The 23156-nt window shown below is 69.8% G+C and carries 28 protein-coding genes; 6 read left to right on the top strand and 22 right to left on the bottom strand.

Annotated elements, in window-relative coordinates:
• Positions 1 to 125 precede the first annotated feature (125 nt).
• The gene (locus tag ADL25_RS08015; protein ID WP_059126953.1) at positions 126 to 1013 is read right to left on the bottom strand and encodes a GntR family transcriptional regulator; all 888 of its coding nucleotides are present in this window, start codon (positions 1011 to 1013) and stop codon (positions 126 to 128) included.
• Between the two features lie 175 nt (positions 1014 to 1188).
• Between ADL25_RS08015 and ADL25_RS08010 the strand changes: the two genes are divergently transcribed.
• Positions 1189 to 1371 carry a hypothetical protein gene (locus tag ADL25_RS08010; RefSeq protein ID WP_059126952.1) on the top strand — a complete coding sequence of 61 codons (183 nt, stop codon included), beginning with the start codon at positions 1189 to 1191 and terminating at the stop codon, positions 1369 to 1371.
• On the opposite strand, the gene ADL25_RS08005 is transcribed toward ADL25_RS08010, so the two are convergent.
• Together ADL25_RS08005 and ADL25_RS08000 are read right to left on the bottom strand one after the other, a co-directional pair.
• The gene (locus ADL25_RS08005; RefSeq protein ID WP_079050242.1) at positions 1362 to 2150 is read right to left on the bottom strand and encodes an HAD family hydrolase; all 789 of its coding nucleotides are present in this window, start codon (positions 2148 to 2150) and stop codon (positions 1362 to 1364) included. The two genes, ADL25_RS08010 and ADL25_RS08005, sit on opposite strands and share 10 nt — an antisense overlap.
• On the bottom strand, positions 2099 to 2977 hold the full coding sequence (locus ADL25_RS08000) for a winged helix-turn-helix domain-containing protein (protein ID WP_059126950.1): 879 nt from the start codon (positions 2975 to 2977) through the stop codon (positions 2099 to 2101). Before ADL25_RS08000 ends, ADL25_RS08005 begins: the two co-directional genes overlap by 52 nt.
• Positions 2978 to 3205: 228 nt before the next feature.
• Here ADL25_RS08000 and ADL25_RS07995 point away from each other — a divergent pair, with 228 nt between their 5' ends.
• On the top strand, positions 3206 to 3394 hold the full coding sequence (locus tag ADL25_RS07995; RefSeq protein ID WP_059126949.1) for a hypothetical protein: 189 nt from the start codon (positions 3206 to 3208) through the stop codon (positions 3392 to 3394).
• Between the two features lie 42 nt (positions 3395 to 3436).
• Here ADL25_RS07995 and ADL25_RS07990 read toward each other — a convergent pair whose 3' ends face one another.
• From ADL25_RS07990 to ADL25_RS07975, 4 genes are all read right to left on the bottom strand, one after another.
• Positions 3437 to 4345 (bottom strand): winged helix-turn-helix domain-containing protein, encoded by a 909-nt coding sequence (locus ADL25_RS07990; protein ID WP_079050241.1) that lies wholly within the window; start codon positions 4343 to 4345, stop codon positions 3437 to 3439.
• A gap of 293 nt (positions 4346 to 4638) precedes the next feature.
• Positions 4639 to 5904 (bottom strand): GNAT family N-acetyltransferase, encoded by a 1266-nt coding sequence (locus tag ADL25_RS07985; RefSeq protein ID WP_059126947.1) that lies wholly within the window; start codon positions 5902 to 5904, stop codon positions 4639 to 4641.
• A gap of 130 nt (positions 5905 to 6034) precedes the next feature.
• Complete coding sequence (locus tag ADL25_RS07980) at positions 6035 to 7024, bottom strand: asparaginase (protein WP_059126946.1); 990 nt, start codon at positions 7022 to 7024, stop codon at positions 6035 to 6037.
• 107 nt (positions 7025 to 7131) lie between these two features.
• Positions 7132 to 7731, bottom strand: coding sequence for a hypothetical protein (locus ADL25_RS07975; protein WP_059126945.1), 600 nt, complete (start codon positions 7729 to 7731; stop codon positions 7132 to 7134).
• 248 nt (positions 7732 to 7979) lie between these two features.
• On the opposite strand from ADL25_RS07975, the gene dtd reads away from it, so the two are divergent.
• Complete coding sequence (gene dtd, locus ADL25_RS07970; protein WP_059127110.1) at positions 7980 to 8405, top strand: D-aminoacyl-tRNA deacylase; 426 nt, start codon at positions 7980 to 7982, stop codon at positions 8403 to 8405.
• Between the two features lie 2 nt (positions 8406 to 8407).
• On the opposite strand, the gene ADL25_RS07965 is transcribed toward dtd, so the two are convergent.
• From ADL25_RS07965 to ADL25_RS07940, 6 genes are all read right to left on the bottom strand, one after another.
• Positions 8408 to 9373, bottom strand: coding sequence for a YgfZ/GcvT domain-containing protein (locus tag ADL25_RS07965; protein ID WP_059126944.1), 966 nt, complete (start codon positions 9371 to 9373; stop codon positions 8408 to 8410).
• A 9-nt stretch (positions 9374 to 9382) separates the two neighbouring features.
• On the bottom strand, positions 9383 to 9820 hold the full coding sequence (locus ADL25_RS07960) for a Fur family transcriptional regulator (RefSeq protein ID WP_059126943.1): 438 nt from the start codon (positions 9818 to 9820) through the stop codon (positions 9383 to 9385).
• 16 nt (positions 9821 to 9836) lie between these two features.
• Positions 9837 to 10412 (bottom strand): FABP family protein, encoded by a 576-nt coding sequence (locus tag ADL25_RS07955; protein ID WP_059126942.1) that lies wholly within the window; start codon positions 10410 to 10412, stop codon positions 9837 to 9839.
• Positions 10413 to 10650: 238 nt separating this feature from the next.
• Complete coding sequence (locus ADL25_RS07950; protein WP_107116541.1) at positions 10651 to 11574, bottom strand: hypothetical protein; 924 nt, start codon at positions 11572 to 11574, stop codon at positions 10651 to 10653.
• On the bottom strand, positions 11571 to 12449 hold the full coding sequence (locus tag ADL25_RS07945) for a hypothetical protein (RefSeq protein ID WP_234380719.1): 879 nt from the start codon (positions 12447 to 12449) through the stop codon (positions 11571 to 11573). The genes ADL25_RS07950 and ADL25_RS07945 overlap by 4 nt, the downstream gene beginning before the upstream one ends.
• Positions 12446 to 13126: a hypothetical protein gene (locus ADL25_RS07940; protein ID WP_059126941.1), complete on the bottom strand. Its 681-nt coding sequence runs from the start codon at positions 13124 to 13126 to the stop codon at positions 12446 to 12448. The genes ADL25_RS07945 and ADL25_RS07940 overlap by 4 nt, the downstream gene beginning before the upstream one ends.
• 276 nt (positions 13127 to 13402) lie before the next feature.
• Here ADL25_RS07940 and ADL25_RS07935 point away from each other — a divergent pair, with 276 nt between their 5' ends.
• Positions 13403 to 13765 (top strand): DsrE family protein, encoded by a 363-nt coding sequence (locus tag ADL25_RS07935; RefSeq protein WP_059126940.1) that lies wholly within the window; start codon positions 13403 to 13405, stop codon positions 13763 to 13765.
• Positions 13766 to 13790: 25 nt separating this feature from the next.
• On the opposite strand, the gene ADL25_RS07930 is transcribed toward ADL25_RS07935, so the two are convergent.
• The 8 genes from ADL25_RS07930 to ADL25_RS07900 form a co-directional block, all read right to left on the bottom strand.
• The gene (locus ADL25_RS07930) at positions 13791 to 14048 is read right to left on the bottom strand and encodes a DUF3099 domain-containing protein (protein WP_059126939.1); all 258 of its coding nucleotides are present in this window, start codon (positions 14046 to 14048) and stop codon (positions 13791 to 13793) included.
• Between the two features lie 119 nt (positions 14049 to 14167).
• On the bottom strand, positions 14168 to 14455 hold the full coding sequence (locus ADL25_RS07925) for a DUF1416 domain-containing protein (RefSeq protein WP_059126938.1): 288 nt from the start codon (positions 14453 to 14455) through the stop codon (positions 14168 to 14170).
• 35 nt (positions 14456 to 14490) lie between these two features.
• On the bottom strand, positions 14491 to 15336 hold the full coding sequence (locus ADL25_RS07920) for a sulfurtransferase (RefSeq protein WP_059126937.1): 846 nt from the start codon (positions 15334 to 15336) through the stop codon (positions 14491 to 14493).
• A gap of 142 nt (positions 15337 to 15478) precedes the next feature.
• Positions 15479 to 15559, bottom strand: coding sequence for a putative leader peptide (locus tag ADL25_RS52135; RefSeq protein ID WP_355139345.1), 81 nt, complete (start codon positions 15557 to 15559; stop codon positions 15479 to 15481).
• A gap of 194 nt (positions 15560 to 15753) precedes the next feature.
• Complete coding sequence (locus ADL25_RS07915) at positions 15754 to 16491, bottom strand: DUF2993 domain-containing protein (protein WP_059126936.1); 738 nt, start codon at positions 16489 to 16491, stop codon at positions 15754 to 15756.
• Positions 16492 to 16604: 113 nt separating this feature from the next.
• Entirely contained in the window at positions 16605 to 17693 is a 1089-nt protein-coding gene (locus tag ADL25_RS07910; protein ID WP_059126935.1) for a hypothetical protein, read from the bottom strand.
• Between the two features lie 8 nt (positions 17694 to 17701).
• Positions 17702 to 17956, bottom strand: coding sequence for a MoaD/ThiS family protein (locus ADL25_RS07905; protein WP_059126934.1), 255 nt, complete (start codon positions 17954 to 17956; stop codon positions 17702 to 17704).
• A gap of 37 nt (positions 17957 to 17993) precedes the next feature.
• On the bottom strand, positions 17994 to 18848 hold the full coding sequence (locus tag ADL25_RS07900; RefSeq protein WP_059126933.1) for an alpha/beta hydrolase: 855 nt from the start codon (positions 18846 to 18848) through the stop codon (positions 17994 to 17996).
• 285 nt (positions 18849 to 19133) lie between these two features.
• Between ADL25_RS07900 and ADL25_RS07895 the strand changes: the two genes are divergently transcribed.
• Positions 19134 to 19937, top strand: a complete 804-nt coding sequence (locus ADL25_RS07895; protein ID WP_059126932.1) for a response regulator transcription factor — start codon at positions 19134 to 19136, stop codon at positions 19935 to 19937.
• Between the two features lie 49 nt (positions 19938 to 19986).
• Positions 19987 to 21012 (top strand): LacI family DNA-binding transcriptional regulator, encoded by a 1026-nt coding sequence (locus tag ADL25_RS07890; protein ID WP_079050239.1) that lies wholly within the window; start codon positions 19987 to 19989, stop codon positions 21010 to 21012.
• A gap of 196 nt (positions 21013 to 21208) precedes the next feature.
• Here the strand turns inward: ADL25_RS07890 and ADL25_RS07885 are convergent, their stop codons facing one another.
• Positions 21209 to 23005, bottom strand: a complete 1797-nt coding sequence (locus ADL25_RS07885) for a trypsin-like serine protease (RefSeq protein WP_059126930.1) — start codon at positions 23003 to 23005, stop codon at positions 21209 to 21211.
• Between the last annotated feature and the right edge of the window lie 151 nt (positions 23006 to 23156).

Below are 23156 nucleotides of genomic sequence, written 5' to 3'. Positions count from 1 at the left end.
TTGCGGCAACATTAGCGGCAACCTGAACCATGCGCCCTCCGGACTGGTCTCAACGACGTAACGGGTCGCGAGGATGCAAGGCGGCGTGCCGCCATGGCGGCGAATCGGTCACCCCGATTCGGACGTCAGACCGTGAGCAGATCCCACAGCGAGTCGAACCACGACTGCATACTGTCGACGAACGTCGAACCAGGTGAGTTCGGGTCGTGGTCCCTGATGTGGTGGGTGAGCGTGGCGCCGAGTCCGATGACATCGAGCGCCTCGATCTCCTTGCCGCTGTCCAGGACGATGGGCCGCTCGTCGACCACGTAGGGGCCGAACAGGGCTTCGGTCTCGTTGAACAGGTACACCTTGAACGCCGGAGGCAGTCTCACGTGGCGTACCTCGAGGTCGAAGGACTCGACGAGCTTCGCCGCCTGGAGGTTGCCCAGCACGCGCCGCAGCGAGGACGTGTGCTCCTGGGCGATTCCCAGGTGCCGCTCCGCCACGGCGGAATCGTCCTTGGCGTTCCGGGCCTTCGGATAGGGAAGCTCCAGATCCTCCGCCGGCAGCAGAAGGCGCAGCTTCACCCGTGGGGGCGTGGGATGCGATTCGACTCTCCGATCACGGACCCATTTGTCGTACAACATCTTGAGATGCATGTTGAGCGACTCCGAGGTCAGCGTGTAGACGTCGAGGTCGACCTCCGGCAAATTGAACGCCTGCTCGATGAATGACCCCACGGTCACGGGGTCGCCCGGTTTCACGCCCCGGGGGGTCGAGGACTCGATGCGCTGGGTCTTGATCACTCGCGATCCGCTACCGCGCTTGGACTCGATCCAGCCTTCGCTGGTGAGCTCCCTGATCGCCCGCTGCACGGTGTCGCGGGAGACGCCGAACTCGTCGGCCAGCGCCCGCTGCGGGGGCAGCGTGCCGTTCAACGGATAGGTCTCGTCGGCTATCCGGGCACGCAGGACTCCCGCGACGCGGTCGAACTCCGTGCCGCCACCTTCACCGACGCGCTCTGCATCCACACGCCGACCGTACCTCCTTCACCCGATCGGCAAACCGTTTCCAGCCAACCAAGCAGTCCAACTGCCCTGTTGGTTACAGGATCAAGCGAGCAGGGCACATGCCAATCACGATAACCAGTCCAATTGGGCTGCAAGTTGGTTGGTTGACTGGAAGCGGAAGGATCGGGTGGGGAAAGTGATCCAGTCAGAAGGACTTGTCGCCGCTGCGGAGTTCGTCCTGTCGATGCTGGCCCAGTCGAAGATCGGGCTACTGGGGGCGATCCTCATAGCGCTGATCTTCGCGGGCATCCGGATGAACCACACCCGCCTCGCGGTGGGAGCCGCGGTCATGTTCGCCATCGTGATGTCTCAGGCCTGACCGCGCAGCATCCGCAGCACCGGTTCAAGCGACTCCACGACGACTTCGGCTCCCGCGCTCCTCAGACGCTTCTCCTTGTCCTGGTTGCGCGCGAAGCCGATGAACGCGACGCCGGCGTTCCGAGCGGCGTAGAAGTCCGAGGGGGCGTCCCCGATCATCAGGGAGGCGGTGCGATCCGCGCCCATCGCGTTGAGGGCCTGATTGAGGCAGTGCGGATGCGGCTTCAGCAGGTCGAGGTCGTGTGTGCGGCCGAAGACATAGGGGGCGAAGCAGGAGTCCAGGTCGCGTCTTGCGAGGTACGCGGTCGCCACTCGGGCGGAGTTGTTGGTCGCCACGGCGAGCTGACCGCCGAGGGCGCTCCAGGTACGGATCAACGGGTCGGCGTACGGCGTCGGCATCGCGGACGTCACCGCCTTCAACTCCTGCTGGGTGAGCCGCTCCTCCAGTTCGGTCACCAGATCGCTCTGCGGATGCCGTCGATGGATCGCCTCGAGGACGTAGTGAGGGTCCGGATGGACCCGTTCCTCCTCGGTCAGCAGGCCGCGCAGCCCCCGGCTTTCGAGCCATTCGACCAGTCGGCGCGCGACGTCCTCCGCTGTGTGCCCCGCAAAGAGCCGACAGATCGGCCCATCGAAGTCAAAGAGTATAAATCGCGCCTTGGCGATCAACTTCCGCAGATTCTCAGTCTCTTCTGCCACCAGATCAGTCTGCGTCGTATCAGAAGTCACTAGGAGAGTGTCAGGTCCGACGTGATGGTTTCCCAGAGGGCGTCGAACCACTTCTGTGACTGATCGACGAAAGCCGCGTCCCGTTGCCCGGTCCGGCGTTCGAAGGAGAAGAGCAGGGACTCGGTGCCCAGGGTGTCGTACATCTCGAGCGTCTGGCTGTAGACCTCCTCCTCCCGCCTCGTGAGCATGTAGTAGGCGATCAGGGCCTCCGACCCGTTCAGCAGATAGAGCTTCACCGGCGGGGTGAACGGCAGGGCGCGGAACGTCACGCGGACGTCGATGCCGTGCGACGAGCGCAGGGACTGGAGGTTGTGGCGCAGGACGTGACCCTGGGCGTTGCGCTGGTCCAGCCAGCGCTTGTGGACCGGGTCGTCGTCACCGGGGCTCTGGACCGAGATCGGGAACGCCAGGTTGATGTCCCGGGACGGAAGAAGGATGCGGACGTCGATCGACTCCGGGCGGATGCGGCCCTCGTGGATCTGCCGCAGCGGCTCGCCCAGCGCCAGCATCAGCGTCTCCGCGGTGAGGCAGGCCGCGTCGATGCGGACGTGCGGGGACCCGAACGCCTCCACGAGCCTCGGCGTCAGCCCGACCATCGTCGGCTGCGGCTCGTCCCTGACCGGCTGGGGCTGGGCGATCCTGGGCGGGCTCCCCTTGCTGACGTTGCTCAGCAGGCCGGCCTCCTGGAGAAGGCGCAGGGCCTGCCGGACCGTGCCCCGCTCCACACCGAACTCCTCGGCCAGCTCGGCCTGTGTGGGCAGGCGGTCGCCTGCCTTCAGCTCGCCGGCACGGATGCGGGCCCGCATCGTCTCGGCGATCTCCTGGGGCGAGAGCCTTCTGCTGCCGTTCACTGCGACGTTCTCCTGGGTCACGACCAAACGCTACAACCTACGTCCATCTATGTGGAGTTGTCTGATAGTTGTTTATAGACATAGACCAACTGGGGATAACTCTAAGGGAGTTGGTTACCAACTCGACAGAGTTGGCGGAGGAATTGCCTCCCCTCACGCACCAGCCGCAGGTAGTCACCCCATGCAGACGGTTCGCTCACCCTTGCCCCGCCCTCCGGATCGCCCGGATCCACCCGCACGGAAAGAGGTGCCACCATGCCCGCCATAGCCCTTCTCTCCGCTCTCTTCGTCGCCGGCTTCGACCAGTTCGTCCAGTGGAAGTACGGGACGATGGGCATCATCGGCCTGCTCTTGCTGACCGTCGGCATCAAGGCCAAGAGCCCCACCTGCAGCTCCGTCGGGGCGGTCGTCCTCGCCCTGATGGTCGCCCAGCCGGCCCTCTGACCAGCCCTTCGGGAGACCGTCCGAACCGCTGGAGGACATCGGCTAGCCGCCGAGCTCCAGTTCCGAGCTGATGGTCTCCCAAAGGGCGTTGAACCACAGATGCGACTGCTCCACGAATGTCGTGTCCCGCAGTCCCGCCCCCTGCGCGAAGGGGAACAGCATGGACCGCGTGCCCTCGGCGTCGTACATCTCCAGATACTCGTGGTCGATCTCCGCGCCGCGGCGGGTCACCGTGTAGTACGCGAACAGCGCCTCCGCCCCGTTGAGCAGGTACAGCTTCACCGGCGGAGTGAACGGCAGCGCCCGGAAGGTGACATGCACGTCGATGCCGTGCGTGCTGCGCAGCGCCAGCAGGTTGTGTCTGAGGACCTGGCCCTGGGCGTTCCGCTGCGCCAGCCAGCGCCGGCGCAGCCGGTCGTCGTCGGTGTCCTCCACCGGTTTGGGGAACGCCAGCTCGATCCGGCCGCTCGGCAGCAGCAGGCGCACATCGACCTTGGCCGGTTTTATTCGCCCCGCGTGAATCTCGCGCAACGGCTCGCTCATCGCGAGCGTGAGCGATACCGATGTCAGACACAGGGCGTCTATCTCCACGTGCGGAGCGGCGAAGGCCGCCGAGATCCGTGGGGCGAGCGCCACCATCGTGGGCTGGGGCGGAGCCTCCGGGCCGGCCACGGCACCGCCCATGTGCGCTGCGACGGTCGCCGGGCTCCCTTTGGACACGTTGACGAGCAGACGCTCCGTCTGCAGGATGCGCAGCGCCTGACGCACCGCGCCGCGCTCCACGCCGAACTCGTTCGCCAACTCGGCCTGCGTGGGCATGCGCTGGCCGGGCCGCAGCACTCCGGACCTGATCCGGCTGCGCAGCTCGTCGGCCACATCATGGTGCGACCTCTGTGGCCGCTGTGACCTCTTCCGTCCGTTGACGGAGGCATGTTCCGGCTCCACGACCAAACACTACAACTTCACGCCATCTTCCGGCAGTTCAGGGGAAGGTGGTTATGAGACGTCTCCAATCGGAGATAAGTAAGGTGAAGTTGGTCGCCAACTTCGAGAAGTTGAGAGAGCTTGAGCGCTCTTGGCCAGCACAATGGCTGACCGAACTCCCTTCCGGAGGGGAGCCGGGAGCTCGGTCGGTCCGCACCAGACGCACCACCACAACTGAATCGCTACGGATGCACAGCACGAAGCGCCACCGCCCGCCCGGAAGGAGTGCCACCGCAGAGACCGGCCAAGCCCGCGAGGGCTCAGAAGATGTCCGGGCACCACGGTCGCCTGGACGTACGCAGCAGGGCGTCGGCGACAAGGGCGGCGCCCTCTTGCTGTTCCCGCACCCGCCCGAGCGCCGCCAGACGCACCGCGGACTCGTCCCCCAGCCACAGCGTCGCCAGTTCGGCCACGGGAAGGGTCAGCTGGGGTTCCAGGTCGGTCGGCTTGCACTCCGCGCCGTCCGGGCCGGCCTCCAGCCGGTAGCGTCCGCCGGTCAGGCCCGCCTCGTCCACGACCTCGAGGACGAGCGCGCCGCTGCCGCCGTACGTACGCGCCTCCAGAGCCCGTACGACGTCCAGGATCCGCACCCACAGCCAGTCCGCGTACGTGGTGAGACGGGCCGCGCGCGGGTCGGGCAGGAGGTGCGGCAGCAGGTCGTCGGGGGCCCGGCGGCCCGACTTCACCGTGGTGACCCAGTCGATCGAGCAGAGGTAGTGCCACAGAGCGCGCTCGGCCGCCGGGCTGGTGGTGATCAGGCTCTTGACGGACGCGGTGTTCGTGGGCCGCTTGTCGTCGCCCCAGTTGTCGTCGCAGGAATAGGCGACGAGTCCCTCGATCTCCCCGGACGGGGACCGGTAGAGGGCGTGGAAGGGCTCGGTCCACGGCCGGGCGTCCAGGCGGACCGCGCCCGTGGTGACCTGCCACCAGCGCTCGTTGCGGTTGATCGCCCCCGGCTGGGCGAGCCGGAGGCGCTCGTGGAGCTCGGGGCCGAGCTTGCGCACCTCGCCGACGTCGACCAGGTCGATGCGGCCGCCGTCGTCCGGGATGGAGCGGTGACGGTCGAGACCGGTGCGGGGGAGGTCGACGGTCCACTCGGCGGTGTGGGTGGCGGGGCCGAAGCCGAAGCGGCCGTAGATGGGGTACTCGGCGGCGATCAGTGTGGCGGCGACGTCGCCGCGCTCCTTCGCCGCGGCGAGGTCCAGGGCCATCATGCGGCTGAGGATGCCGCGGCGGCGGTGGGTGGCCGTGACGGTGACGTTGGTGATCGCGTCGGCGGGGACCGTCGCCCCGCCGACGGCGGTGAGCTCCTGGGCGAAGGAGCGGAAGGTCCCCACGATGCGCGCCGGGCCGCGGTCGAAGGCGGCGAGCGTACGGGACGGAACGACGTACGTGCCGAGGTCGGCGACGTCGTGGTCCGAGAGGGCCGGGGAACGCAGGAAGCCCGTGCTGAGCGCACGGCTCCAGTCCCGGATCTCGGGTTCGGTGATCGGGCGTACCTCGATGTCTTGGGCGCGGCGGCTCATGGCCCCACGCTAGGGGTACGGCGAATCGGGTGTCGCGCGGATTTCCGCGCCCCGGCTGCCACGAGGGCGCCCCCGGGACGATCCTGCCCACGCTCCGTCCCGCAGCCCCCGGCCACCGGGGGCGGTGCGGCTAGAACACCGCGCGTATCTCCCCCACTTCGCGGTCCCCGCCCAGCAGCGGCGCCCTGCCGATGCGGTCCACCACCGGGGCCTGCACACCCATCAGGGTCAGGGCGCGGGACAGTATCGGGCCCAGTGACCGGGTCGCGCCGTCGTCCACCTTGAACGCGAGGGCCCGGCCGTCCGGGAGTGCCACCGCCTGGACCGCCTCCGCGCCCATCTTCGACAGGGCGCCGGGGATCTCCCGCATGAGCCAGGTGTCGGGGCGGCGCGTGCCCGCCACGTACTCGGGATGCGCCCGCATCGCGTCGGCCACGCGGCGTTCCGGGGTGCCCGGCTGCGCGAGCACGAAGGACCGGAAGGCGCGGGCCAGCCCGGTGAGGCTGATCGCCATGAGCGGGGCGCCGCAGCCGTCCGTACCGACCGCCGCGACCGGCTCCCCGGCCGTCTCCTCCACCACCGAGTGGATCAGCTGCTGCAGCGGGTGGCCGGGGTCGAGGTAGGAGTCGAGCGGCCAGCCCCGCAGCGCGCACACCGCCAGCATCGCCGTGTGCTTGCCCGAGCAGTTCATCGCGACCCGCTCGCGCGCGGAACCGGACACCAGATACGCCTCCGCCTCGGCCGGGTCCAGCGGCAGGTCCGGCGGGCACTGGAGGTCCTCCGCGCTCAGGCCGTGCTCGGTCAGCATGGTGCGCACCAGATCCAGATGGAACGCCTCGCCCGAATGGCTCGCGGCGGCGATCGCCAGCCGCTCCCCGGCCAGGTCCAGGCCCGCCCGCAGCACACCGGCCGCCTGCATGGGCTTGCTGGACGAGCGGGGGAAGACCGGCGACGAGACGTCTCCGAGCGCGAACTCCACGGAACCGTCCGCGCCGAGCAGGACCAGGCTCCCCCGGTGCCGGCCCTCGACGAACCCGGACCGCACCACCTCGGCGAGTATCGGGGGTATGGCGGAGTGGCCGGATCCGGTGGGCAGGACGGTCTGGGCAGAAGTCGACATGGGTGCTTGCCTTCGCGACGGGGACCCGCCCCTTCGCCCGGATGCCGCCGGGGTACCGGGGCCGCCGCGCACACCCAGGGGCCCCGGGTTCGCCGGGGCCCTCCGCGTCACATGAGCAGGTCGTCTACTTGTGCTTCTCCCTCACGGTACCTGCGTGCGATCTCGGCGCTGCAATCGTCCGCCGTGCGCTGCAACCGCTGCCGCCGCCGCGAGACCTGCCGCTCGTACCGCTCGAGGCGCTTCATGCCGGCCCCCAACTCGTCGTCCGTACGCGCCTGGAGGTCCGAGAGCTCCACCTCGGCGAGCATCTCCGCCGCCAGCCGCCGGAACTCCTCGCTCTGCGGTGTGCCGACCGTCACATGGCGGGCGGACGAGCGATGGCGGGCGGGTGCGTCCCTGAGGATCTCCGGCAGCCGCGTCACCACCTCCTCGGGCATCCGTCCGCCGCGCCGGGCCAGTTCCGCCCGGAGGATGTCGATACGGCCCTGGAGCAGGCGTCGTACATAGCTGAGATCGGCTTCGTCCCGCTGGGCGCCACGGCGCAGTGCGCGCAGTTCGGTCAGCCGCAGCGTGGACAGGTCCTGCCCGGACCCGTCCGCGGGCAGCGGGCTGTCCGTGCGCTGCACGGGAGCCCGGCACTCCCCGGCGCTCCCCGATCGGGCGGGCGCCGCAACCCCGGGTCGTCGCCCGGTACCCACTGTGCTCATGTCCTTACCGTCCCCTCGACCGGCGCGGCACCCCCCACGGATGCGCCGCAACACAGGCATCGTGCCACCCGGAGTGGCCGCAATGTGACCGAGTGCCCCTGATCTGCCCCGGATGGAGGGTTACGGGCCGATAAGAATGCCCTCGTAATAGAGGACAAACAGGGGCGCGGAATGCCCCGGACGGCCGGTCGCGCCGGCGTTGTCGACCCCTTCCCGGGGCCGTCGGGAGGCACGGCATCATGGTCCTCATGCGTGCGGTGGTGCAGAGGGTGGACGGCGCGAGCGTCGTCGTGGACGGCGAGACGGTCGGCGAGATCAGCGGCGAGGGGCTGTGCGTGCTCGTCGGGGTCACACACGAGGACACCAAGGAGAAGGCGGCCCAGCTGGCCCGCAAGCTCTGGTCGATCCGCATGCTGCACGACGAGAGGTCGTGCTCCGACGTAGACGCGCCCCTGCTGGTGATCAGCCAGTTCACGCTCTACGGTGACGCCCGCAAGGGCCGCCGCCCCACCTGGAACGCGGCGGCCCCGGGCGATGTCGCCGAGCCCCTCGTCGACGAGGTGGTCGCCCGGCTGCGCTCGCTGGGTGCGACGGTGGCGACGGGCCGGTTCGGTGCGCAGATGCGCGTGTCCCTGACGAACGACGGCCCGTTCACCGTGCTGCTGGAGATCTGAACCTACGGCTCCACGATCACTTCCTGGGCCGCCGCCGTCGTGTCGGCGACCAGGCGGGCGTCGAGCGGCACGTTCCGCTTGACCAGGGCGAGGGCCACCGGCCCCAGCTCGTGGTGGCGCACCGAGGTCGTCACGACGCCGATCTTGCGGCCGTCGGGACCCTCGTCCGCCAGACGCAGTTCGGTGCCGTGCGGCGGCAGGTGCACCTCGCTGCCGTCCAGGTGGAGGAAGACCAGCCGGCGCGGCGGCTTGCCGAGGTTCTCCACCCGGGCGACCGTCTCCTGGCCGCGGTAGCAGCCCTTCTGAAGATGCACGGCCGTGCCGATCCAGCCCAGCTCGTGCGGGATGGTGCGGTGGTCGGTCTCGAAGCCGACGCGGGGGCGGTGGTGCTCGACCCGCAGCGCCTCGTAGGCCAGGAGTCCTGCCGCGGGGCCGCTCTTGTGCGCGTAGGGCTCGAGGTCCGCGCGCGGGAGGAAGAGGTCACGGCCGTACGGCGTCTCGCGGACCACGACACCCTCGGGCGGCTCGGCGATCGACCCGGCCGGCAGATGCACCACCGCGATGTCCCCCGTCCGGTCGGCGACTTCGACGCGGTAGAAGAACTTCATCGATTCCAGATACGCGACGAGCGCGTCCTGGGTGCCGGGCTCGACATGGGCCCAGACCGTCTCACCGTCGTCCACCAGATAGAGCGCATGCTCGATATGGCCGTGCGCGGAGAGGACGAGCGCCTCGGTGGCCTGGTGCGGAGGCAGGTCGCTGACGTGCTGGGTGAGCAGCAGATGCAGCCAGCTCAGCCGGTCCTCTCCGCTGACGGTGACGACGCCGCGGTGCGAGAGGTCCACGAATCCGGAGCCGTCGGCAAGGGCACGCTGCTCACGGAACAGGTCGCCGTAGTGGGCGGCGACGCCTTCGTCCACGCCTTCGGCGGGAACGGCACCGGGCAGGGCCAGCAGGGGACTCTTCATGGGTCCAGCCTACGACGGGGTAGTTGAACTCTTGAGCGAGCAATCCTGGCAGCGGCCGAAGATCGCGAAATGCTTCATGTCCGTTTCGAAGCCGAACGTGTCGCGGAGCTTGGCGGTGAACTCGGCGGCCACGTCGAGATCGGCCTCGATGACGTTCGTGCAGTCACGGCACACCAGATGGATGTGATGGTGCCGGTCCGCGAGGTGGTACGTCGGCGCTCCGTGCCCGAGGTGGGCGTGACTGACCAGCCCCAGTTCCTCGAGAAGCTCCAGGGTCCGGTAGACCGTGGAGATGTTGACCCCCGACGCCGTCTTCCGCACCTCGCAGAGGATGTCGTCGGGGGTCGCGTGCTCCAGGGTGTCCACGGCTTCGAGCACAAGTTGCCGCTGCGGGGTCAGCCGGTAGCCGCGCTGCCGCAGATCGCTCTTCCAGTCGGTGCTCACCACACTGGAAAGTCTAGGACTACTTGAAGAATGCGATCCCGTCGTCCGGAAGGTCGTCCGGGAGAGCCTTCGCCCAGCGCTCCACGTCCTCCGGGGTAACGACCTTCTTCAGGTGCGCCGACATGTAGGGGCGCAGCGGAACCTCGGGGGTCTGCTTCTCGCCCACCCACATCAGGTCGCTGTTGACGTATCCGTACAGCCGCTTGCCGCCGCTGTAGGGACCCGATGCGGCCGTCCGGGCGACGGCGTCCGTGGCCATCTCGATCTGCGGCTTCTTCTGGGCCAGCTCGCCGTACCAGACCTCGACGACCCCGTCGTTGCGGACCATGGTGACCTCGACCTTGCGGTCGGCGTCGATCCGCCAGAACCCGGCCTCGGTCTCCAGCGGCCTGACCTTGTTCCCCTCGCTGTCCAGCACCCAGCTGTGCGAGTGGTACTCGAGGAAGTCCCGCCCGTCGTGGGTGAAGGACACCTCCTGGCCGAAGTTGCACTTCTCGGAACCGGGGAAGTCGTGCACGCCCGCGCCGGCCCAGTCGCCGAGCAGGAACACCAGGGGCACGAGGTCCTTGTGGAGGTCGGACGGGATCTCGATCATGAGCAGCTTCTCGTGGGAGTCGTGGCGGTCGCGTACGTGGTGGGTGCGGGGCTCAGCGCTGGCCCTCGTACAGCTTCTTCACGGTCAGCCCGGCGAAGGCGAGCACGCCGACGCAGACCAGGACCAGCAGGGTTTCGAAGAAGATCTCCACGGGTGCTCCTTGGTGAGCGGGGGTGGGTACACAAGAGCCGGGTCCCACTCTAGTCGGGTGGAACCCGGCCCTCTCTTCGAGGTCGGCTCAGTCCAGCAGCTCGCTCTGCAGGGTCACCGTCTGCTGGAAGGGGACGGAGGAGGCGGTGCCCTTGCGGGACTGGATGATCACGGCGAAGACGTCACCGGCGCGGAGGTAGGCCTGGCGGACCTGCTGAGCACCGTACGGCTTGGGCTCGACGTAGATGGCGTGGGAGATGTCGCTGATCCGGGCCCCGCTCGGGAAGGCGCTGTCCATGACGGAGTCGTGGGCGTCGCGGACCGCGTACTCCAGACTGTTGAAACTCGCGAACTCGTTCGAGGCGAGATCGTCCACGACGGTCGCGGTGTCGAAATGGAGCAGGTAGATCCGGGTGTGCGTGCCGTCCTGCGTGGTCCACCCCCGGCCCGCGATGTGCCGCAGACCGTGGTCGGTCAGCCGCTGGCCGAACTCCTTGCGGTCCTGCTTGTCGGAGTACTCCGCGAGGAAGTCCTCGGTCGGCAGCCAGCCGTCCTTCCCGCGCAGCGCCTTGTCCTCCCGGGCTCCCGCGGGGGCGGGCAGCACCAGGGCACGCAGGTCGGCGTAGTGCGTGCCGGCCGCGTTGGCCTCGGTGAACGGGCGGGGGCTGCCGGACGGCAGCGGCGGCCGCACGATCTCGGGGAAGGTCCAACGCCCGTCCGCCTCGGTGGCAAGGCCGGGCACCTCCGTACGGTCCATGCTCGTGATGCCGAACGCCGTGCCGGCACCGACCGCCGCGAAGACGGCGACGGCCGCGGTCCAGCGCAGGGCGGCCCGCAGCACCCGGCGGTCCTTCTTCGCGGGCGGCGGCCCTGCGACGACGAACGCGCCGGGAACGCCGGCCTCCGGCGAAGTCCCCTCGGGCACCGGGGGAGCAGCCGGCTGAGGCGTGGCCGCCGCGCTCGGCGAGCCCTCCGGCACCGCCGGGTGATCCGTGGTCTGCTGCTCGGTCATACCGCCTCCCCGGGGTCCTTGATGCGGTCCAGTTGTGCGCGGAGCAGGGCCGCCGCGCCCTTCTTGTCCAGGGGCTTGGCCGCGGACATGGTGGCGCTGACGAGGACGTCGCCCTCGTACGCGGAGCAGACCATCAGGTCGATCTTCTCGTCGCGGTCCGCCGGCGGCAGGAAGCAGCGGGCGTTCTTGTGGCCCTCGATCGTCGGCCCCGCCCGGAACACCTTCATGGCGCCGAGGAACTCCTGCTGAAAGGCCGCGATGGAACGCACCGTCTGCCGGCTCTCCATCCGGGACAGCACGATCTCGACGGTGAAGACGTCCTCCGCGTACGCGGTGGAGGCGGTCGCGCTCTCCGAACTGAGGTAGCTGCGCATCGCCATGCCCTGGATGTGCTGCTTGTCGATCTCCTTCTCCAACTGCAGCCGCTGGGAGCGGGGCAGGGTGCGGAGCGACTCCTTGCGCAGCTCGGTGGCCTGCCTGCCGCTCAGCTCGGTGTCCGAGCCGAACTCGCCCATGTCCGGACCGCGGCCGTAGCCGCTGGTGCCGAAGGGCAGCAGCATGCCCTTGAGGCCGGTGGCCTCGGCCTGGACCTTCTTTTCCGCCTCGGCCTTCGGCAGGCTCCAGACCGGCGCGCCCGGATCGCGGTCGGCGTTCTGAACGGTGACCACGGTGTACCCGGCACCGCCGAGCACAGCGAGAAGCAGCACGGCGCTTCCGGCGATCACACCGACGCGTCGGCGGCGGACGGGTCGCCCGGTTCCGGGTGCGGCCGCCACCGGCGCCGCGAACGGCTCCGCCGCCGGGGCCACGAGCCCCGGCTGTCCGGCCTCGTCCACCGGTCCGGCGGGTACGGGAGTCTGCGGGTTCTCGCTCACAGTCGTCCCATCTGCCGCTCGGCCAGGCTCATGATCTCCTTCTTGGTGATCGCTTTGGTGTCGGTGACGTAGATCTCGACGGAGATGTCGCCGCGCCAGGCGTGTGCCTCGGCCCCGTACAACGGGAGGTAGCCCGGCTCCCGGTCGGGTGTCGAGTCCACGTAGGCCATGCCGTCGCCCGTACCGGGAACGGGCCAGCCGTGCGAGCCGGATTCGCGCTCCGCCCAGTACGTGCCGTTCTCCGCCTGATCCGAGGCGTCCAGGTCCTCCTCCTGCCGGTACTGGACGAGGCGGATCTCGACGTAGTGCGTGTCGCTCGTCCGCCAGGAGGTGACGGCCGCACGCCGGAACTCGCTCGTGATCTGGTCGGTGAAGGCCTGGTCGGGCTTCTCGTAGGCCTCCGCGTACGAGGCGAGGCTCATCCAGCCGTCGTCGCCCACCTGGAACGGGGCGTTGCGGGCCCCGGCCGGCCGCTCGACCAGCAGCTTGCGCAGATCGCCGTCGGTCTTCACACGGCGGTCCTGCGCGGCCGACAGCGGCTCCGTCTCGCCCTTGGACTGCTTGACCACCGACTGGGACAGCGGCGGCAAGGGGGTGGGCGTGCGGTTGGCCTGCACGACATAACCCGTGCAGGTCCCGGCGACGACGCCCAGCACGGCTGCACCGACGACGAGCATGGCGGTCCGGCCACGCCGACGGGGGCGGGGTGCGCCGCCGACGGGCCCGTCCGTAGCCTGTGCCGATTCTCCGGCCTCGCCCTCCGGCGACTGCGCTTCCGGTGTTTCCGGAGCCACAGCGGAGCTTCCCGGCCTCTCTTCGGGTCTTTCCGGTTCTTCCAAGACGTCCCCCCACAGAACGAGAAGCACGGATTCCGTATCCGCGCACACAGGAGACTCATGGCTACTGAACGGAGTTGCACGGGAGTTGATCACGATTCGGACTACGATTCGGGCATGTCGAAGAAGCTCGTGATCAAGGTGACGGCCGGTGCGGACGCCCCCGAGCGCTGTTCCCAGGCGTTCACCGTCGCTTCCGTGGCCGTTGCCAGTGGAGTCGACGTCTCGTTCTGGCTGACCGGTGAGTCCTCGTGGTTCGCCCTGCCGGGCCGGGCCGCGGAGTTCGAGCTGCCGCACGCGGCGCCGCTGCCCGATCTGATCGAGGCGATCATGGCGGCCGGGCGGATCACCCTGTGCACCCAGTGCGCAGCCCGCCGGGACATCACGCAGCAGGACGTCATCGACGGCATCCGGATCGCCGGCGCACAGGTGTTCGTCCAGGAGGCGCTGGCGGACGACACCCAGGCACTCGTGTACTGAGACGTGCCCGGCGAGGGCGCATACCTCAGTGCCGCTTCTTGCCGTCCAGCTCGTCCCACCACTCGTCGGACTTGGGGTCCCCGGACGGGTCGTCCCACCACCGGTCCTCGGGACCCCGACGGTTCGCCACCATGGCCGCCAGCGGCGGGATCACCATCGCGAGCAGGCACATCCCGACGGCCGCGGGGACCGACCAGATCCGCACGACCCCCCAGGCCAGGACGAACAGGCCGATGCAGGTCCCCATCATGGCGAAGTAGACGTGCCGCCGTCGCGCGTACATACCTCAAGGCTATGCCCGGACACGCCGAAGGGCCGCACCCCTGCGGGCAGGTGTCCTGCCCCGGGATGCGGCCCTTCAGCCGTGCACGTACGGCCCCTCGGACCGTCGTGGAGTGATCGTCAGACGGCGATCGCGACCTCCGCGAGGCCGCCCGTCTGCGCGACGACCGTGCGGTCCGCGGTTGCGCCCGGCACCAAGGCCCGGAGGGTCCAGGTCCCCTCGGCCGCGTAGAAGCGGAACTGTCCGGTCGCCGAGGTCGGGACCTCGGCGGTGAACTCACCGGTCGCGTCGAGCAGGCGCACGTAGCCCACGACGGGCTCGCCGTCGCGGGTCACCTGACCCTGGATCGTGGTCTCACCGGGCTTGATCGTCGAGGCGTCGGGACCGCCGGCCTTCGCTCCACACATGGCTCTTCCTTAGGGGTAGGTCCGGGGATCCGGGGTTACTTGGCGGCGCCGAGCTCGATCGGGACGCCGACGAGGGAGCCGTACTCGGTCCAGGAGCCGTCGTAGTTCTTGACGTTCGGGACCTCGAGCAGCTCGTGCAGGACGAACCAGGTCAGCGCGGAGCGCTCACCGATGCGGCAGTACGCGATGGTGTCCTTGGCCAGGTCGACGTTCTCCTCGGCGTAGAGCGCCTTGAGCTCGTCGTCCGACTTGAAGGTGCCGTCGTCGTTGGCGTTCTTCGACCAGGGGATGTTGCGGGCGCTCGGCACGTGGCCGGGACGCTGCGACTGCTCCTGGGGCAGGTGCGCGGGGGCGAGCAGCTTGCCGGAGAACTCGTCGGGCGAACGGACGTCGACCAGGTTCTGCAGGCCGATCGCGTCGACCACGTCGTCGCGGAAGGCGCGGATGGCCGTGTTCTGCTCCTTGGCCCGGTACTCCGTGGCGGCCCGCTCGGGGACCTCCGCGCCGTCGACCAGCTCGCGCGCGTCCAGCTCCCACTTCTTGCGGCCGCCGTCGAGGAGCTTGACGTTCTCGTGGCCGTACAGCTTGAAGTACCAGTAGGCGTAGGAGGCGAACCAGTTGTTGTTGCCGCCGTACAGGACCACCGTGTGGTCGTTGGCGATGCCCTTCTCCGACAGGAGCTTCTCGAAGCCGGCCTGGTCGATGAAGTCACGGCGGACCGGGTCCTGGAGATCCTTGGTCCAGTCGATCCGGATGGCGTTCTTGATGTGGTTCTTGTCGTAGGCGGAGGTGTCCTCGTCGACCTCGACGATGGCGATCGTCGAGTCGTCCAGGTGCTCCTGCAGCCAGTCGGCGTCTACCAGGACGTCGCTGCGGCTCATGCTCTATCTCCTCCGGGGCAGTTGCGGCGGGGTCTGCAAGTCGGGGTGGGGTGCGGGTGCGCGGCTTCAGGCCGGCGTACACGGCGCACGGGTGGCCCTGCGTCAGGACCAGGGCCGGCGATACGGGAGTCGGGTCTCCCGCTCAGGAAGTGCGACAGAGCATGGCGGCGACGCGGCACAGGTCTACTGCCCGCCGCTTCGTGAGATCCGCCTGTCGCTGCATGGGGTCGATCGTAGGGACGGACCGCCGGGCATGTCACCGGGGTGTCGAATGGTGAGATACGATCGTCCGCATTTTGAGAAAGATGAGACGTCGAACCTGCAGGCGCAGGGCCCCCGGCTCGCCGGGCACCCTGTCGCAGCCGCGGTACGGACCAGACGTCTCGTCTTTCGGACGCCCCGTGCTCAGGACTCGTCCTACCCGGCCAGCCTGACGTCCGAACCCTTCACCGTGATCTCCACGCCCTTCTGGGCCGCCCGCACCGAGTCGATCCGGATGCCGCCGGGCAGTTGGTCGACGGCCTGCTGGAAGTCGGTGACTGCCCGCACCCGGCCCTCGGCCGGCTGGACGCCCCCGAACCTCGGCAGCGTGTCGGCGTGCACCTTCACGGTCTTGCCCTGCACCGTCACCGAGCTGAGCACGGTGACCGGGTCCGGCAGGGTCTTGCCGAGGACCGTCGCCTCGACCGCGACCTTGATCTTGCCGTTGCCGCCGTCCGAGAGGCCGACGACCCGGGCGGTGACACCGGGCGCCACCTGGGTGGGCTCGGCCTTGGCGGTCCTGAGCAGTTCGTCGTAGGAGATGAGCGCCGTTCCGGTGGCGGTGGCCGCGGTCGCGGAGCTGTAGTCGCCGGTGAACTTCACGCCCTTCATGTCGGCGTTCAGGTCGTCTATGCGGATCTTCTCGCCGCCGTCGCCGCTGGGGGCCTCGTAGTTCCTGATCCCGACCTCGATGTCGTCCAGCTCCCCGCCGGCCACCTGGGTGAGGAAGGGGAAGCCCTTGATGGACACGTCCGGGGTGTCGGTCAGCCCCTCGGAGGTCTTCAGCTTGTCGGCCGCCTCGCTCTCCGCGAAGTGGACCGCGACACGGTCCACCACGACGAAGAGGACGCCCAGGACCAGGACGACGATCAGCAGTCTCCGCAGTGCGCGCATGCTCGGTGTTTCCCCCACCTAGGCGGTCGATGACGGACCGGGTGGCCGTCGAGCGCGACTGTAACCCCGTGCGGACGGAGGTCCTCCGAATTGTCGATCACCTGTGACACTGGCTAGCCGATGGCACGCCCCAGCAGATAGATCACCGGCGCCGCCGCGGTCAGCGGCAGGGCCACGCCCGCCGTGAAGTGGACGAAGCGGGAGGGGTAGTCGTAGGAGGCGACCCGGTGGCCGACCAGCGCGCAGACGCCCGCGCCCAGACCGAGGAAGGCGCCCGACGTACCGGCGCCGGTGGCGTTCCCCATCGCGATGCCCGCGCCGGTCGCCGCCAGCAGGGCCACGACGACCGAGGCCGCGGTCGGCAGCGGCAGCACCCGTGCCAGGACCGCCACGGCGACAGCGACGGCTCCGACGGTGACTGCGTCCGCCTCGGCCGCGAGGTGCCCCGCCGCGATGATCGACAGGGAGGCCGAGGCGACGGTCGCCATCAGACCGTGCATCCGGGTGTCCGGGTCGGCGTGCGACCTCAGCTGCAGGACGAGGGAGAGCAGGACCCAGACGCCGAGGGCGCCGAGGATCGCGGCGGGCGCGTGCTCACGGCCGGCCACGAGCACCGCGACGTCCGCGGCGACGGCGCCCAGGAAAGCCAGCGCGATGCCCTGCCGGGCGGGCCACATGCCGTTCAGCCGGAACCATCCCGCGGCCGTCACACCCTGGAGGATCACCAGCGGCACCACCAGGGCGTACGGGCCGAGGGCCGCGCCACCGGCGAGCAGCGCCCCGAGCAGCGCGGTGAGCGCGGCGGGCTGGAGACCTGGCTCGATGATGGGCGAACGCCCTTCGAGCCGGGCCCGCTGATTCGCGGGGAGTCGGGAGATGTCGACGGGGGGTGCCGCGGGCGCGGTCCTGGTCTGCGTGCCGCCACCGCCCTGGGCAGCCGTCCCGCCGGGGCCGGAGGGATGGGCGCGGCCGCCCACGCCGTGCGCGGCGTAACCGTGGGGGTCGTACGCCTGGGACTCCGGCGGCAGCGGCTGGGCGGGTCCGTACGACTGTCCGTCCCAGTGCTGCGGGTAGGCCGAGGGCTGCTGCGGATACCCGGCGCTCGGGTCGTACCACTCCTGCTGTCGCGACTGCTGCGGATGGGAGTGCTGCTGGTGGGGGTCGAAGCCCGGGTCGTAGCCCTCGTACGGCTGGTTGCTCATCGCTGTGCTCATCCTCCTGCGAACGGTGGGAGCACCTCGACCGTGCCGCCCTCGGCCAGCCGTACCGTCTCGTGCTCACGGGTCCCGACGGGGTCACCGTCGACAAGGAAGGAGCATCGCCGCAGGACGCGGACGAGTTCGCCCGGGTGCCGGCCGCGGGCCGCGTCGAGCGCCTCCGCGAGCGTGGTGGCGTCGTACGGTTCCTCGGCGGTCCCGGCCGCGGCCTTTGCGGCGGCCCAGTAGCGCACTGTGCCCTGTGCCATCTGCTTCCTCAACTCGGTCGTGGTGAACACCGTCAGGCTAGCCCGCGTGGGAGACCGCCCACGCCCCGATCCGCGCCACGAGTTCGTCGTCGCTGGCGTGCTCGGCGTGGCCCATGCCGGGCTCCAGCCACAGTTCGGCATGACCCGGTGCCGCGTCGGCCAGCATCCGGGGGTGGTCGACGGGGAAGTAGCCGTCCTGGTCGCCGTGCACGATCAGCAGCGGGGTCGGTGCGATCAGGGGGACGGACTCCACCGGCGAGGTGGGGACCGGGTCCCAGTCGCGGTGGTGGATACGGGTGCGCAGACCGTAGCGGCCCAGCAGACGCCCCTCCGGCCGGGTCACCAGCCAGTGCAGCCGGCGCATGGGGGCCGTGCCCCGGTAGTACCAGCGGGCGGGGGCGCTGACCGCCACCACGGCGTCCGTACCGGCGTCCCCGAGGTGCTGCGCCGCGTGCCGCAGCACCACGGACCCGCCCATGGAGAATCCGACGGTCACCACCTGTGTGTGCCCGAGGGCGCGCGCCCACTCCACCGCGGCCGCCAGGTCGTACACCTCGCGGTCGCCGACCGTCGAGCGTCCCCCCGACGCACCGTGGCCCCGGAAGGAGAACGTGACCACCGCGCCGTGGCGGGCGAGGACGCCCGCCACCCGGCGTACATGGGGCCGTTCCAGGTCGCCCGTGAAACCGTGGGCGACCACGATCGCGGGATCCTCGAGATGACCGGAAGGTGCATGCCCGATGTCCGTCGCGGCCGCGCCTGGATCGTATGCGGCGTCGATCTGCACCCCGTCGACCGTGTGCAGCAGCGTCCGCAGCGGGCCCCGTCGGGCCGTCTCAGAGTTCGGACGAAGCGTGGATCGTGCCGTATGACCTGCCGGACCAGAGCTCATGTGGGCTATTCTGCTGGGGAGAGGACTCGGGCAGCGTAGCCCCCGGGTCCTTTTGTGCTTTCGGAAGCGTTGTATACGAAGCGGGAAACCGCAGGTGTACGGGCCGCCGAACGTGAAAGCGGGTCCCCGGCGTGGGATCCGCACCGTACGAAGCTGTGCCGAAGGCTCCCCCACCGCCCGGAGGGCGTGGGAGGTACCCCCACTCGCAGGGACCGAGGAGGAACCAGACGCTATGGGCGAGCGAACCGTGCACGAACGTATGACGACCGGGGCGGGTGGGGTGCTATGAGTTCTCTGCTGCTCCTGACCAATGCCCTACAGCCGTCGACGGAGGTGCTTCCCGCTCTCGGCCTGCTCCTGCACAACGTGCGAGTGGCACCGGCGGAAGGCCCCGCTCTCGTCGACACCCCGGGCGCCGACGTCATCCTGATCGACGGCCGGCGCGACCTTCCGCAGGTGCGCAGCCTGTGCCAGCTGCTGCGGTCCACCGGGCCCGGCTGTCCCCTCGTCCTCGTCGTCACCGAGGGGGGCCTCGCGGCGGTGACCGCCGACTGGGGCATCGACGACGTCCTGCTGGACTCCGCGGGACCCGCCGAGGTGGAGGCCCGCCTCCGCCTGGCCATGGGCCGCCAGCAGATCGTCAACGACGACTCCCCGATGGAGATCCGCAACGGCGACCTGTCCGTGGACGAGGCGACCTACAGCGCCAAGCTCAAGGGCCGCGTCCTCGACCTCACCTTCAAGGAGTTCGAGCTCCTGAAGTACCTCGCCCAGCACCCGGGCCGCGTCTTCACCCGCGCCCAGCTGCTCCAGGAGGTCTGGGGGTACGACTACTTCGGCGGTACGCGCACGGTCGACGTGCACGTACGGCGGCTGCGCGCCAAGCTCGGACCCGAGCACGAGTCGCTGATCGGCACCGTCCGCAACGTCGGCTACCGCTTCGTCACCCCGGAGAAGGCGGACCGCGCCTCCCGCCCGGGCGAGGCCGAGAACGGTGAGGGGACGAGCGCGAAGGCCGCCCGGTCAAAGCCGGAGGATGCGGGCGAGATGGCCGCCCTGTCCTCGACCGAGGTCACGGCTGAGGCATAGAAAGGCGTATGCCCTGCCCAGGGCGGGTCCATCCGCGTAGACTCCGCGCGTGGCCAAGGTGACTCGGGACGATGTGGCGCGGCTGGCGGGTACTTCCACCGCCGTCGTCAGCTATGTCATCAACAACGGACCCCGGCCGGTCGCCCCGGCCACGCGCGAGCGCGTGCTCGCCGCCATCAAGGAGCTGGGGTACCGGCCCGACCGGGTCGCCCAGGCCATGGCCTCCCGGCGCACGGACCTCATAGGCATGATCGTCCCCGACGCGCGTCAGCCCTTCTTCGGGGAGATGACGCACGCGGTCGAGCAGGCCGCCGCCGAGCGCGGAAAGATGGTCCTCGTCGGCAACACCGACTATGTGGCCGAGCGCGAGGTCCACTATCTGCGGGCCTTCCTCGGTATGCGCGTCTCGGGTCTGATCCTGGTCAGCCACGCGCTCAACGACCATGCCGCCGCCGAGATCGACGCGTGGGAGGCCCGGGTGGTGCTGCTGCACGAGCGGCCCGAGGCGATCGACGACGTCGCGGTCGTCACGGACGACCTCGGCGGGGCCCAGCTCGCCGTGCGTCACCTCCTGGAGCACGGCTACGAGTACGTCGCCTGTGTGGGCGGCACCGCGGAGACCCCGGCGGTCGGCGACCCGGTCTCCGACCACGTCGAGGGCTGGCGTCGGGCGATGCAGGAGGCCGGGATCCCCACGGAGGGCCGGCTCTTCGAGGCGCCGTACAACCGCTACGACGCCTACCAGGTGGGACTGGAACTGCTGTCCGGCCCCGACCGTCCGCCGGCCATCTTCTGCTCCACTGACGACCAGGCGATCGGCGTGCTGCGCGCGGCGCGCGAGCTGCGCATCGACGTGCCGGGGGAGCTCGCGGTGGCGGGCTTCGACGACGTCAAGGAAGCGGCGCTGACCGATCCGCCGCTGACGACCGTGGCCTCGGACCGCTCGGGGATGGCCCGGGCGGCCGTCGACCTGGTGCTGGACGACGGTCTGCGGGTCGCGGGATCGCGCCGGGAGCGGCTGAAGCTGTTCCCGTCCAGGCTGGTCGTACGGCGCTCCTGCGGCTGCACGGGCTGAGCCGGCCGGAGTCCGGCCCCGGCCGTCGACCCGCAGGCGCCGTGCAGCGACCCGTAGGCGCCGAGCGGCGGCGCCCTGCCTGGGCGGACCCGCGCAGTCATGCGACGCCACTGCCACCGGAAACCCCCTGCCGCCGGACACCCCGCACGCAAACGGCCCGCCGGTGAACCGGCGGGCCGTCGGTGCGCTCAGCTGATCAGAACAGCAGGTTGTACTTGTTGTAGCCGGTGCCCAGCTTGATCCGGGCGCCGAAGAGGCCGGTGGTGGCCTTGTTCGTGCCGCGGTAGAGCCAGAGCGTGCCACCGGAGTCGCGGGCCATGACATCGGCGATGCCGTCGCCCGTCACATCGCCGTTCGCCACGTACGAGGTGAATTTCCAGCCCGTACGCGCCTTGATCCGCGTGGACCACGGGGTGTGCTCCTGCTGGGTGCCCCGGTAGAGCCACAGGGTGCCGTCGCCGGAGCGGACCAGCAGGTCCGCCTTGCCGTCGCCGGACAGGTCGCCGTGGCCGAAGATCTTCACGCCCTTCCAGGCCTTGTTGACGACCTTGACCTTGCCGTAGAACTGCCCGTTGCCCTTGCCCGGGTACAGGTACACGGAGCCGTCCGCGTCCACCGCCACCAGGTCGGGGCGGGCGTCACCCGTCATGTCGCCCGGAATGGCGTACGACTTGTAGCCGCCCCACACCGTGCTGATCTGCATCCAGGCGAAGTCCTGGGTGGAGTGGTTGAAGTAGCTGCGGTACAGCTTGCCGTCGTGCTTGTCCCGGATGATCAGGTCCTGGAAGTAGTCCCGGTCCAGATCGGCCTGCAGGGCCCAGCTCATGTCCTGCCAGCCGGCGCTCTGGTAGCCGGGCCGCCCCAGCGTGGTGCCCTTGCTGTTCTGCTGGAACAGGCCACCCGAGGGGGTGCGCAGCAGCAGGTCGGCGCGGCCGTCGTACGACAGGTCGGCGTCGTCGATGCGCGGCTGGGCCCCCACGGTGTAGGTGGAGACCTTGGTGAAGACCGGGTAGGCGCCCTTGGCCGTGCAGCCCTCCACGCCCCACGACACAATGCCGACGATCCTGCCGCTGACCACCAGCGGGCCACCGGAGTCGCCGTTGCAGGTGCTCTTGGTGCCCTCGTCGGAGCCCGTGGCCGGAGTGCCCGCGCAGATCATCGAGCCCTCGCGGAAGTAGTCCCCGCCGAGGACCGACCGCATGGCGGTGTTGCAGGTGGAGTCGGCGACCAGCGGAAGGGTGGCCTTGCGCAGGGTGGCGGACAGCTCCGAACCGCCGCCGGCGGTCAGACCCCAGCCGTACACGGTGGCATTGGTGCCCGCCCGGTACAGGGTGCTGTCGTTCGAGGCGGCGAGGCGCAGCCAGGGCTGCTCCAGCGGGCGGTCGAGGGTGAGGACCGCGATGTCGTTCTGGATGGTGTCGGGGTTGTAGTGCTGGTGGCTCCACTGACGCAGGACACCGGCGACGGTTCCGCCGCTGTAGTCGTCGAGCGCGGTGGCACCGGCCAGCACCGTCCCGTTCTTCGCCCAGTTCAGCCCCGCGACGCAGTGCGCGGCGGTGAGGACCTTGTTCGGGGCGACCAGGGTGCCGCCGCAGAAGTAGCCCTTGTCGGTGGCGGGGTCGTAGTAGCCGAGCTGGACCATCCAGGGCGCGGACGCGATCGTCGTCTGGGTGCCACCGATGATGAACGGGGACACCTTGCCCGACCCGGTGGCGGCGGCAGGCGCCTCGGTGGCCGCCTCCCGCTTCTGTTCCTTGTTCTCGACCGCCTGCTTCCTGGCGGCGTTGAGCAGTCGGTCGCGCAGTTCCTTGGTGGAAGCGGTGGGCTTCGGGGCGGCGGTCCGCTGCTGGAGGACTCCGGGTTTCGGCAGTCCGCCCGCGGCGGCGGCCGGCTGGGCCGCCAGGGCGCCTGCGCCGCTCAGGGCCAGCGCGAGGGCGGCCGCCGAGAGCGTCGTCGCAGTGCGTCTCCAACGGCCGCGCGGGGCACGTATCACTCAGGACTCCTGGGGTGACGTCGTAGGAAGGGCCCGAGAAGGGCGTACGACACACCAGCCCGACGCAGCGCGCACAAAACAGCGCAGCACAGTCGGGCGAAACCGCGGAGCCCCCCTCCGGTCGCCGTGATCGTAGCCTCAGCGGCCCCTG

The sequence above is a fragment of the Streptomyces sp. NRRL F-5122 genome, from assembly GCF_001507435.1.
GTDB classification, from domain to species: domain Bacteria; phylum Actinomycetota; class Actinomycetes; order Streptomycetales; family Streptomycetaceae; genus Streptomyces; species Streptomyces lannensis.
The sequence above is the reverse complement of the archived record's forward strand: the minus strand, read 5'-3'. Positions and strand labels throughout refer to the sequence as shown.

What these genes read in the sequence shown, in the direction of transcription:
- ADL25_RS07995 (WP_059126949.1), top strand. Translation starts at nt 3,206, where the DNA reads ATGCCCGCCATAGCCCTTCTCTCCGCTCTCTTCGTCGCCGGCTTCGAC.
- ADL25_RS07985 (WP_059126947.1), bottom strand. Translation starts at nt 5,904, where the DNA reads ATGAGCCGCCGCGCCCAAGACATCGAGGTACGCCCGATCACCGAACCC.
- ADL25_RS07980 (WP_059126946.1), bottom strand. Translation starts at nt 7,024, where the DNA reads ATGTCGACTTCTGCCCAGACCGTCCTGCCCACCGGATCCGGCCACTCC.
- ADL25_RS07975 (WP_059126945.1), bottom strand. Translation starts at nt 7,731, where the DNA reads ATGAGCACAGTGGGTACCGGGCGACGACCCGGGGTTGCGGCGCCCGCC.
- dtd (WP_059127110.1), top strand. Translation starts at nt 7,980, where the DNA reads ATGCGTGCGGTGGTGCAGAGGGTGGACGGCGCGAGCGTCGTCGTGGAC.
- ADL25_RS07965 (WP_059126944.1), bottom strand. Translation starts at nt 9,373, where the DNA reads ATGAAGAGTCCCCTGCTGGCCCTGCCCGGTGCCGTTCCCGCCGAAGGC.
- ADL25_RS07955 (WP_059126942.1), bottom strand. Translation starts at nt 10,412, where the DNA reads ATGATCGAGATCCCGTCCGACCTCCACAAGGACCTCGTGCCCCTGGTG.
- ADL25_RS07950 (WP_107116541.1), bottom strand. Translation starts at nt 11,574, where the DNA reads ATGACCGAGCAGCAGACCACGGATCACCCGGCGGTGCCGGAGGGCTCG.
- ADL25_RS07940 (WP_059126941.1), bottom strand. Translation starts at nt 13,126, where the DNA reads ATGCTCGTCGTCGGTGCAGCCGTGCTGGGCGTCGTCGCCGGGACCTGC.
- ADL25_RS07935 (WP_059126940.1), top strand. Translation starts at nt 13,403, where the DNA reads ATGTCGAAGAAGCTCGTGATCAAGGTGACGGCCGGTGCGGACGCCCCC.
- ADL25_RS07930 (WP_059126939.1), bottom strand. Translation starts at nt 14,048, where the DNA reads ATGTACGCGCGACGGCGGCACGTCTACTTCGCCATGATGGGGACCTGC.
- ADL25_RS07925 (WP_059126938.1), bottom strand. Translation starts at nt 14,455, where the DNA reads ATGTGTGGAGCGAAGGCCGGCGGTCCCGACGCCTCGACGATCAAGCCC.
- ADL25_RS07920 (WP_059126937.1), bottom strand. Translation starts at nt 15,336, where the DNA reads ATGAGCCGCAGCGACGTCCTGGTAGACGCCGACTGGCTGCAGGAGCAC.
- ADL25_RS52135 (WP_355139345.1), bottom strand. Translation starts at nt 15,559, where the DNA reads ATGCAGCGACAGGCGGATCTCACGAAGCGGCGGGCAGTAGACCTGTGC.
- ADL25_RS07915 (WP_059126936.1), bottom strand. Translation starts at nt 16,491, where the DNA reads ATGCGCGCACTGCGGAGACTGCTGATCGTCGTCCTGGTCCTGGGCGTC.
- ADL25_RS07910 (WP_059126935.1), bottom strand. Translation starts at nt 17,693, where the DNA reads ATGAGCAACCAGCCGTACGAGGGCTACGACCCGGGCTTCGACCCCCAC.
- ADL25_RS07905 (WP_059126934.1), bottom strand. Translation starts at nt 17,956, where the DNA reads ATGGCACAGGGCACAGTGCGCTACTGGGCCGCCGCAAAGGCCGCGGCC.
- ADL25_RS07900 (WP_059126933.1), bottom strand. Translation starts at nt 18,848, where the DNA reads ATGAGCTCTGGTCCGGCAGGTCATACGGCACGATCCACGCTTCGTCCG.
- ADL25_RS07895 (WP_059126932.1), top strand. Translation starts at nt 19,134, where the DNA reads ATGAGTTCTCTGCTGCTCCTGACCAATGCCCTACAGCCGTCGACGGAG.